The 9,660-nt window shown below is 68.1% G+C and carries 10 protein-coding genes, 1 pseudogene and 1 riboswitch; of the genes and pseudogenes, 5 read left to right on the forward strand and 6 right to left on the reverse strand.

All coding sequences use genetic code 11. From position 1 onward, the window contains the following. Positions 1 to 340, forward strand: a pseudogene (locus B1964_RS05590) (PLP-dependent aminotransferase family protein); the annotation flags it as partial. An 18-nt stretch (positions 341 to 358) separates the two neighbouring features. Here the strand turns inward: B1964_RS05590 and B1964_RS05595 are convergent. Continuing rightward, the gene (locus B1964_RS05595) at positions 359 to 1,168 is read right to left on the reverse strand and encodes an isoprenyl transferase (protein WP_079929160.1); all 810 of its coding nucleotides are present in this window, start codon (positions 1,166 to 1,168) and stop codon (positions 359 to 361) included. A gap of 122 nt (positions 1,169 to 1,290) precedes the next feature. Between B1964_RS05595 and B1964_RS05600 the strand changes: the two genes are divergently transcribed. Further along, positions 1,291 to 1,953, forward strand: coding sequence for a hemolysin III family protein (locus B1964_RS05600; protein WP_172398762.1), 663 nt, complete (start codon positions 1,291 to 1,293; stop codon positions 1,951 to 1,953). A 60-nt stretch (positions 1,954 to 2,013) separates the two neighbouring features. Here B1964_RS05600 and B1964_RS05605 read toward each other — a convergent pair whose 3' ends face one another. Genes B1964_RS05605 through B1964_RS05615 form a run of 3 tightly spaced genes read right to left on the reverse strand, consistent with a single transcriptional unit; the run spans position 2,014 to position 4,896 of the window. Then, the gene (locus B1964_RS05605; RefSeq protein WP_079929162.1) at positions 2,014 to 3,021 is read right to left on the reverse strand and encodes an ABC transporter substrate-binding protein; all 1,008 of its coding nucleotides are present in this window, start codon (positions 3,019 to 3,021) and stop codon (positions 2,014 to 2,016) included. Continuing rightward, positions 3,018 to 3,791, reverse strand: coding sequence for an ABC transporter ATP-binding protein (locus tag B1964_RS05610; protein ID WP_079929163.1), 774 nt, complete (start codon positions 3,789 to 3,791; stop codon positions 3,018 to 3,020). The genes B1964_RS05605 and B1964_RS05610 overlap by 4 nt, the downstream gene beginning before the upstream one ends. A gap of 31 nt (positions 3,792 to 3,822) precedes the next feature. After that, on the reverse strand, positions 3,823 to 4,896 hold the full coding sequence (locus B1964_RS05615; RefSeq protein WP_079929164.1) for an iron ABC transporter permease: 1,074 nt from the start codon (positions 4,894 to 4,896) through the stop codon (positions 3,823 to 3,825). A gap of 88 nt (positions 4,897 to 4,984) precedes the next feature. Then, a riboswitch (cobalamin riboswitch) is annotated at positions 4,985 to 5,195 on the reverse strand. A 101-nt stretch (positions 5,196 to 5,296) separates the two neighbouring features. Here B1964_RS05615 and B1964_RS05620 point away from each other — a divergent pair. The 3 genes from B1964_RS05620 to B1964_RS05630 all read left to right on the forward strand — a co-directional run bounded on the left by B1964_RS05620 (position 5,297) and on the right by B1964_RS05630 (position 8,240). Continuing rightward, positions 5,297 to 6,913: an alkaline phosphatase D family protein gene (locus tag B1964_RS05620; RefSeq protein ID WP_079929165.1), complete on the forward strand. Its 1,617-nt coding sequence runs from the start codon at positions 5,297 to 5,299 to the stop codon at positions 6,911 to 6,913. Positions 6,914 to 7,023: 110 nt separating this feature from the next. Continuing rightward, positions 7,024 to 7,638, forward strand: a complete 615-nt coding sequence (locus B1964_RS05625; protein WP_079929166.1) for a ClpP family protease — start codon at positions 7,024 to 7,026, stop codon at positions 7,636 to 7,638. Further along, positions 7,635 to 8,240 (forward strand): ATP-dependent Clp protease proteolytic subunit, encoded by a 606-nt coding sequence (locus B1964_RS05630; RefSeq protein WP_006372284.1) that lies wholly within the window; start codon positions 7,635 to 7,637, stop codon positions 8,238 to 8,240. The genes B1964_RS05625 and B1964_RS05630 overlap by 4 nt, the downstream gene beginning before the upstream one ends. Positions 8,241 to 8,253: 13 nt before the next feature. Here the strand turns inward: B1964_RS05630 and B1964_RS05635 are convergent, their stop codons facing one another. After that, on the reverse strand, positions 8,254 to 8,643 hold the full coding sequence (locus B1964_RS05635; protein WP_079929167.1) for a helix-turn-helix transcriptional regulator: 390 nt from the start codon (positions 8,641 to 8,643) through the stop codon (positions 8,254 to 8,256). A gap of 95 nt (positions 8,644 to 8,738) precedes the next feature. Then, a partial coding sequence (locus B1964_RS05640; protein ID WP_079929168.1) for a 3-deoxy-7-phosphoheptulonate synthase occupies positions 8,739 to 9,660 on the reverse strand: 922 nt, incomplete at its 5' end.

Genomic DNA, 9,660 nt, shown 5'->3' on the forward strand with positions numbered 1-9,660 from the left:
CACCCACATCCGGCGCAGCCGTCAGTTCTATCGCGCCCGACGCGATCACCTCATCGCCCGGCTCGCCGCCGATGGGATCGAGGTGTCCGGGATCGCGGCCGGTCTGCACGCGGTGATCCCGCTGCCGGTCGACGTCGAGCACCGACTCCTGCGGGACTGTCATGCACGGGGTTTCGCCTTCGGCGGCCTCGACGCCATGCGCCACCCCGACGCCGATCCGCCCGTCGACGAGAACGGCGTCGCTCAGGGCGGGCTGGTCGTCGGGTTCGCGAGTCCGGCCAACTCGACCTTCGTCCGCGACGTCGACGCCCTCGCCACGCTGATCACCGAGTACCGCTGACCGACGAAGGGCCCGGAGTTACTTACCGAATCGTCGATTCCGGGCCGCGTAGTCGCGTAGCGCGCGCAGGAAGTCCACCCGCCGGAACTCCGGCCAGTACGCGTCGGTGAACCAGATTTCGGAGTACGCGCTCTGCCACAGCAGGAATCCGGAGAGTCGCTGCTCTCCGGAGGTGCGGATGACCAGATCCGGATCGGGCTGACCCTTGGTGTAGAGGTTGCGGTCGATGGCCTCCACGGTGACCGCGTCGATCATCTGCTCGGGCGTCCCGCCGTCGGCTTTGCACTCGGCGAGCAGCGCCCGCACGGCGTCGACGATCTCCTGGCGGCCGCCGTAGCCGACAGCGACGTTGACGTTCATGCCGTCGCGGCCCCGGGTGCGTTCGGAGGCACTGCGCAGCCGTTGCGCGACCGCCTCCGGCAACTGATCGAGCGTGCCGACGATGCGCACCTGCCAGTCGCCGGCCGGCGCCTCGGGGTCGGCGTCGTCGGCCGGCCGCGAGATCTCGTCGACGATGTCGGGCACGATCTCCATCAGCGCGTCGAGTTCCTCGGACTCGCGCTGCAGATTCTCCGTCGACAGCAGGTAGATGGTCACCGTCTCGATGCCCAGCTCGGCACACCACCCGAGCATGTCGGCGATACGCCGGGCGCCGACCCGATGACCGTGGCTGACGTCCTCGAAACCGGCTTCGCGGGCCCAACGCCGATTGCCGTCGCAGATGATCGCAACGTGGCACGGAAGTCGGGTGGTGTCCATCAGCTGGACCAGACGTCGCTCGTACACGGTGAGCATCGGGCCGCGCAGGCGATCGGGAAGCAGTTTCATCGCGACCCAGATTAGCCGCGCACGGTCGAGGGTGTGTGCGGTCCTCGGTCTCCCGACGGACTGGAGGTGATCGCCACATCATCCCGCAGGCCGCGTAAGTTACGGTACCGTAGGTTCCTGTGATGACCGTACTGACGACGCCGGTGGCCGATCGGCCGAGGTTGCGGGGTGTGATCCATCAGTACGCGGCCTTCGTGGCCGCGGCCTGCGGTATCGCCGTGGTGATCGGGGCTGCACTCCTGCGCGGCGCCGCCGCATCGACGGCGTGTGCGATCTATGCGATCACCATCGTCGGTCTCTTCGGCGTGTCGGCGACCTATCACCGCGTGCACTGGAAGACCGTCCGCGCCCAGATCCGCATGAAGCGCGCCGACCATTCGATGATCTTCCTGTTCATCGCCGGCACGTACACACCGTTCTGTGTGGTCGCCCTGCCGTCCCCGCTGCGATTGTGGGTGCTCGGGATCGTGTGGATCGGTGCCGTCGCCGGGGTGGTGCTGAAGATCGTCTGGCCCGCGGCACCACGCTGGCTCGGCGTGGCGCTCTACGTTCTGCTCGGTTGGGTCATCGTCGCCGTCGCCCCGAGCCTGGTGACCCACGCGGGGGTCACCGTCATGGTGTTGCTCGCCCTCGGTGGGATCTTCTACACCGTCGGCGGCATCCTCTATGCGCTACGACGTCCCAACCCGTGGCCGGCGACCTTCGGTCACCACGAGGTCTTCCACGTGTGCACCGCGATCGCTGCGCTGCTGCACTACATCGCGGTGTGGTTGGTGCTGGCCTGACACGCCCCACCGTGCCGGGCCCCCACCAACAACATCCCCGAGTTCGTCATCCCCGAGCCGTCACCGACCGATCGACCGTAGGTATTTCGCCAGCGCCACCGTGGTCGCCGGATTCCGCGGGCCCTCGACGAGTGCGGCGTACGGGAACGAGATGAAGTGCCGCTCCCGTACGGCGGTGGTGTTGGCCATCAGCGGCTGTGACTCGAGCTGGCGGATCTTGGCGTCCACCGTGTTCTGCTCGCCGGCACCGTAATCGACGATGACGATGACGTCGGGGTTGCGCTGCGCCGCGGCCTCCCACGACGTGGTGGTCCAGGAGTCGTTGAGATCGCCGAACACGTTGGTGCCGCCGGCCTCGTCGATGATCTGATCCGGCGCCGCGTTGCGCCCGGAGGTGAACGGGCTCGGGTCGGCGCTGTCGAAGAGGAACACCTTGGCCTGTGAACCGGCCTGCGGGGCTCCGCGCCCGGCCTCGGTGACCTGTGACTTGTACTGCGACACAAGGTCACCGGCGCGGCGCTGCACGCCGAAGATCTCACCGAGATTGCTCATGTCGGCGTAGAGCGCATCGAAGGGCCGCATGATGCCGCGCGCGGTGCTGCCGGCCTGCCGGCACGCCTCGGTCAACTGATACGGGACCGCGCCGATGGTACGTATCCAGTCCGGGGTGACTCCCGTGGACTCCTTGAACCCGTAGTTCCATCCGGCGAACACGAAGTCGGGTTCGGCGGCCGCGATGACCTCTCGGGTAAAGGCGTCACCGAGGTTCTTGGTCGATGCGAAATCCGACTTCCACGGCGAGGAGGCGATGTCACGTTCCTTGCCCGCGTAGGTCGTGTAGCCGACCATCCGATCGGCGAGCCCGAGGGCGAACATGAACTCGGTGATACCGGTGTCGTTGGTGAGTACGCGGTCCGGCACGCCGGGAACCGTCAGGGGCGCACCACAGTTGGTGACGGTCACCGAGGCCCCGGCGGACCTCTGCGACGGCGACGCCACGTCGGCGCCGCATCCGGCGAGTGTCAGCAGTGCCGCGCAGACCAGCGCGAGCAGCGGAAGTCTTCTCATGGTTGCCTTTCATCGAAGAGGATCTGGGGGACGTCGAGGCGGGGATGCCGGACGATGTGGGCGTCGATGTCGAACCAGGCGCGCAGATTCGCGGGGACCAGCACCTGCTCGGGAGTGCCGGTCCCGACGACCCGACCGCCGACGAGGACGAGCAGCGTGTCACAGAACTGGGCGGCGATGTTCAGATCGTGCAGGGCCGCCACCACGGTGACGCCGGAGTCGCGGGCTGCGGCCAGCACCGAGAACTGGTGTCGCACATCGAGATGGTTGGTCGGTTCGTCGAGCACCATGACCCGTGGCTGCTGGGCGAGTACCCGCGCGATCAGCACCCGCTGCGCCTCACCCCCGGACAGCGAGGTGAAGACACGATCCGCGAGATGGCCGACCCCGGCGACACCCATGGCCTCCTCGACCGCCGCCGCATCCCTCGCCCGGGACGTCCGCGCGATCGACCGATGTGGGAACCGACCGCTGGCGACCACCTCGGCTGCGGTGAAATCGAAGTCCAACGTGGAACTCTGGGTGAGCGCGGCGACCTGACGGGCGTTGTCGCGCATCGAGATGGCGGTGACGTCGACGCCGTCGACCTCGACGTGGCCGGTCGTGGGGCGCTGGGCGCGATACAGACAACGCAGCAGTGTCGATTTCCCGCTGCCGTTGGGTCCGATCACGCCGAGAAAACTCCCCGGCGCAGCGGTGAAGGTCACCTCGCGCAGCAACGTTGCCGAACCGATGTCGACGCCGACCCCGTGATAGCCCGCTGAGGTCATGTTCCCCACCCCCGGTGGTCGTCAACCCGTTTCATCGATCGACCACGCTGCGTCGGCGGTGCATGAGGATCAGGAACATCGGCACCCCGACGGCGGCGGTGATCGCGCCCAGCGGCAATTCTTGTGGCGGCACGGCGATTCGGGCGACGAGATCGGCGGCAACGAGGAACACCGCGCCGATCAGCGGAGCGATCACCACGAGGCGACGATGGTCGGCGCCGACGAGGAGCCGCGCGACGTGGGGAACGACGAGCCCGACGAAGCCGATCGCCCCGCACACCGACACCATCAGACCGGTCATCAACGCCGACAACGCAAATGCCATGACGCGGAACCGCGACGCCGACAACCCGAGGGACGCGGCGACCTCGTCGCCCATGGCGAGGGCATTGAGCGAGCGCGCCAAGCCTGCCACCGCGATCACCCCGCCGACGGTCACGACGCCCACGAGGACCGCCGAATACCAGCTGGCCGCGGCCAGACTGCCCAGGAGCCAGAACATCACGCTGCGCGCGGCGTCGCCGGTGGGTGCGAGGAACACCAACACCGTGGTCAGCGCCGAGAAGCCGTAGCCCACCGCGGTGCCGGTCAACACGAGTCGCAACGGTGTCAATCCGCCTGCCCCGGAGGCCATCCCGAACACGATGAGGGTCGCGAGCAGCGCTCCGGCGAAGGCCGCGACCGGCATCGCATAGAGCCCGATGCCCGACAGGACGCCGAAGAGCACCACGCTCGTGGCCCCCACCGATGCGCCGGAGGAGATACCGAGCACGTACGGGTCGGCGAGCGGGTTGCGCACCATCGCCTGCACGACCACTCCCACCACCGACAACCCGGCGCCCACCACCGCTCCGGTGATCACCCGTGGTACCCGCGAATCGATGACGATCCAGTACGCGGCGGCGTCGTCGGCGGAGATCGAGCCGCCGGTCAGTGCGGCCCACACGAAGCGCGGCACATCGGTTCCACCGACGTCGGCGGTACCGAACGCCACACCCGCCCATGCGACCACGAACAGCGCGAGCACACCGAGCACCGCGAACACGCCGACACGCGCCCAGGTCGGCGCGGGTGGCGCGGCCTGCGGTGAGGTGTGATCGTCCACTGTGGCACGGTCTCTCGTCGGGCGGAAGACAGCCGCGCACGACAGATCGGCGCACCGGCCATATCCCGCGAGGCAAGTGTCGACCACGGTCCCCCATGGCCACGGCGGCAGGTCTTCGGACTTCGGACGCGGCACCGAGATGCCACCTACCCGCGGCCGCTTCCCGGACCGTGAAGTCCAGTGCGAGGAGCCGCTGTCGTTTCCGTCACCGCTGCGGGGCAGCTCTGGATTCTCACCAGATTCCCTTTTCACCGACCGGACCGTGTGACCCGGTCGGAACCGACGCGCGCTGAGCGTAGCAGGCATCTCGCCGAGGCGTTGCCCAGGTCTTCACCACCGCATCACCGAGTCGTGGCCGGTCGTCATCCCCGACGACACCGTGCGGTGATCGCCTCGAGGCATGTCCTCCCCCAGCCATATTCCGCTACGCGTCACCCCGGACAAGGTGCTGCGCGCCGGGACGACGCGCCGTCGATTCCTCACCTGGACCGCGCTGGCCGCCGGGCTGGCCACCGCCCCCACCCTGTTCGCCACCGACGCCGCCTCCGCTCCACGGGTCCGAGGTGCCGGCCACCCGTTCGCCCTGGGAATCGCCTCCGGCGACCCGCTCGCCGACGCCGTCATCCTGTGGACGAGGCTGGCGACCGACCCACTCGCACCCGGCGGGGGCATGGGCCGAGAATCCCACGATGTCGGCTGGGAAGTGGCCCGCGACGAGCGGATGCGGAGCGTCGTGGCGCGTGGTGTGACCCGTGCCGGCCCGGACACCGGGCACTGCGTGCACGTCGACGTCCGCGGCCTGACGCCCGGGACCGACTACTTCTACCGATTTCGCGCGCTCGGCGAGATCTCCGAGGTCGGCCGAACCCGGACCGCACAGCGCGTCGGAACACCCACCGGCGCACTGTCGTTGGCCTTCGCCTCCTGCCAGGCCTGGGCCGACGGCCACTACCCGGCGTTCGGCGACATGGCCCGCGAGGCCCCCGACGTGGTGTTTCATCTGGGCGACTACATCTACGAGAAGCCGATCCCGATGGGCGGCGGTGCACGCGATACCGCGGTGGTACCGGCGTCGGCGTATCGCGAATGCCGTGACCTCGACGACTACCGCGAGCGCTACGCCCTGTACAAACTCGACCCGAACCTGCAAGCGGCGCATCGGATGAGCCCGTTCATCACGATCTTCGATGACCACGAGGTCGACAACAACTGGGCCGCCGACACTCCCGAGGACGACCAACCCATTCCGCAGTTCCTGCTCCGCCGGGCTGCGGGCATGCGCGCCTGGTGGGAGAACACCGCCGTTCGGCTCGCCCCGCCCGGGCGCGGATTTCGTGCCTATCGTCGCTTCACGTTCGGCGATCTCGCTCGGTTCAGCGTCCTCGACACGCGTACCCACCGCAGCGATCAGGTGAACGGCGACAACGACACCGGGCAGAACGCGGCCACCGCCGACCCACGCCGCACCATCACCGGCGCAGCCCAGGAGCGGTGGATACTCGACGGTCTCGCGGCCTCCGGTTGCCGATGGAACGTCCTGGCCCACCAGACGACGATCGCCGACCTCGCGCGAGAGCGTGACGGGGTCCGCGCGGTGAGCATGGACGGATGGAGCGGGTACGAGGCGTCGCGGGCGCGTGTCCTCGACGGCGCCCGCGAACGCCGAACCCCCAACCTCGTGTCGATCGTCGGCGACATCCACCGGAATGTGGTGTCGGAGTTGCGATCCACCTACACCCGACCTGCGCCCACGGTCGGCGTCGAGTTGGCGGGCACATCCATCAGCTCCGGCGGCGACGGACCCGACAGTGACGAGTCCGATCGACAACTCAAGGCCGCCTCACCCCACGTACAATTCGGCAACGCCCAACGCGGATACGTCCTGAATACGATCACCCACGACCGGTGGGAGGCGCGGTTCCGGGTCTGCCCGACCGTCAGCACCGCCGACGCCCGGCTCCACACACGCGCAGTCGTGACCATTCCGGCCGGACGCCCCGAGGTCGAGGTGCTCTGAGGAGACCATCAGACCTGCTGTGCCCACACCACATCTGCTGTGCGCCGCGCGGTTCCGCGCACAGCAGCATCGGATGGCACCACTGGCGAAGCGCTCGACAACCTGGACACATGAGCGAACAGAAGACCTCCCCACCCCTCCGTAAACGCACCGCCGAGAGCCTGCTGAACCAACGCATCCTGATGCTCGATTCGGCACTCGACGACGAGATCGGCAGTGCGCTGTGCGCACAGTTGGTGATGCTGTCGGCACACGATCCGGTCGCCGACATCGGCCTGTGGATCAACTCTCCGGGCGGCTCGGTGCCCGCGATGCTCGCCATCATGGACACGATGCGGATCGTCCCGAACGACGTGGTGACGGTCAACCTCGGAATGGCCTACAGCGCAGGACAATTCTTGCTCTGCTGCGGCACCCGCGGAAAAAGATTCATCTTGCCGCACGCAAAGGTGTTGCTGCACCAGGGATCTGCGGGGATCGGCGGTTACGCCCCCGATATCGAGTTGCAGGCCGACGACCTGCGCCATGTTCGGGACACCGTTCTCGGGGTCATCGCCGAGCGCACGGGCCAGACCCGTGATCGGGTGTTCGCCGACTCGCTGCGCGATCACGTGTTCACCGCGGAGGAGGCGCTTGCGTACGGCTTCGTCGATCACGTCGTCGACTCGGTGGCACAGTTGCGTCCGGCCGCGACCACACCGGCCGGATTCGGGGTGATCCGATGAGCACTTACACGATTCCCAACGTCATCAGCCGAACGCCGCAGGGCGAGCGCGTCATGGACATCTACAGCCGATTGCTCGACGACCGAATCCTCTATCTGGGAACCGAACTCGACGACGGCGTCGCCAACGCACTCATCGCACAATTGCTCCACCTCGATTCCGACAACCCGGAGGCGCCGATCGACCTCTACATCAACTCTCCCGGGGGATCGGTGATGGCCACCTTCGCGCTCTACGACACCATGCAGTACTGTCACGCGCCCATCGCGACCACCTGTGTGGGACAGGCACTCTCGTCGACCGCCCTGCTGCTGGCGGCGGGCCGACCAGGCCGGCGTGCGGTGCTGCCGCATGCGCGGGTGTTACTGCACCAGCCGTCGGGGCAGGGCCGCGGCACCATTCCCGATCTGATCCTCGCCGCGGAGGAGATCCTGCGGACCCGCGAGGAGATCGAACGTGCATTGAGCCGCCACACCGGCAACGACGTCGAGACGTTGCGCCACGACACCGACCGGGATCGGGTCCTGCGAGCGTCTGAGATCGTCGACTACGGAATCGCCGACCACGTCATCGACGAGCGCGCCGTGCTCGCCCGCCGGTGACGGCCCGCAGTACTCACGCGGCCAGCGCGAGTGGCGCCCGGGAGGCGTTGCGCCACCGAGTGGTCACCCGATCCCCGCCCCGCGCCGGCACCGAACCGAGCACCGGAACGCTCATCGACCGGGCCAACTCCGCCGCAACCTCGCGGGTGAGGTCGAGCAGTGACAGGCCGAGAGCCCCGGCGACGGCACCGAGCAGTTCGCTCGACGCGTCCTTGCGGCCGCGCTCGAGTTCGGAAAGATACTGGCTCGAGACACCGGCCCGACCAGCGGTCTCGACGAGACGTTCGGCCCGATCGTGGCGATGGCGTCGCAGAACCTTGCCGGTCACCTCGCGCAACAGCGGTTCCACCGGTGCCGACGACCGGGCTCCGGCGGTCTCGGCCTTGGACGTCTGCTCGATCATGGGGTCGATCCTACGACGGCACCCGAGCGGTACCCGCCACCTTCTGCTGTGAGCAGAACTGTCGCGGCAGATCGACGGTGCCACGCCGAAATGGTTCAGCCACGCGCCAATTCGGCGAGCACCGCGGCGCTGACCGCCCAGTCCATGCATTTGTCGGTCACCGACTTGCCGTAGACGAGCGGATCGGCATCGGGAGACTGGGCTCCGGCCTCGAGGAAGCTCTCCAGCATGACGCCGCTCACCTGCACCGGGTCGCCGGTTTCCCGGCGCGCGCGGATCGATGCCGCGATCTGTGTGGCGACCTCGGCCTGGCGGAGGTGGTCCTTGCCGGAGTTGGCATGGCTGGCGTCGATCATCACCCGCGGCGTCAGACCCGAGCGCTCTAATGCCGCAACAGCATCGGCGACGGAGTCGTCGTCGTAGTTGGGTCCGGCGGTGCCACCGCGCAGGATGATGTGACAGTCGGAGTTGCCCGCCGACTCCACCAGCGCGCCGTGCCCGAAGTCGTCGACGCCGAAGAAGACATGCGATGCCGCAGCGGCTTTCACGCCGTCGATCGCCACCTGCACGTTGCCGTCGGTGCCGTTCTTGAAGCCGATCGGCATCGACAGTCCCGAGGCGAGCTGGCGGTGCACCTGGGATTCGGTGGTGCGGGCTCCGATCGCCCCCCAGGCGACCGCGTCGGCGATGTACTGCGGGCTCGTCGGTTCGAGGAACTCACATCCCACCGGCAGCCCGAGGTCGATGATGTCGAGCAGCAACGACCGCGCCGTCCGCAGACCGCGCTCGACATCGAAGGTCTCGTCCATGCCGGGGTCGTTGATCAGGCCCTTCCATCCGACGGTGGTGCGGGGCTTCTCGAAGTACACCCGCATCACGATCTTGAGCCGCTCGGAGTACTGCTGGGCCAGCGGCGCCAACCGGCGCGCGTAGTCGAGTGCGGCGATCGGGTCGTGCACCGAGCACGGGCCGACGACGACGAGCAGCCGATCGTCGGCGCCGGCGAGGATGGCCGCG

It is taken from the genome of Gordonia sp. i37, from assembly GCF_002043085.1.
GTDB lineage: Bacteria > Actinomycetota > Actinomycetes > Mycobacteriales > Mycobacteriaceae > Gordonia > Gordonia polyisoprenivorans.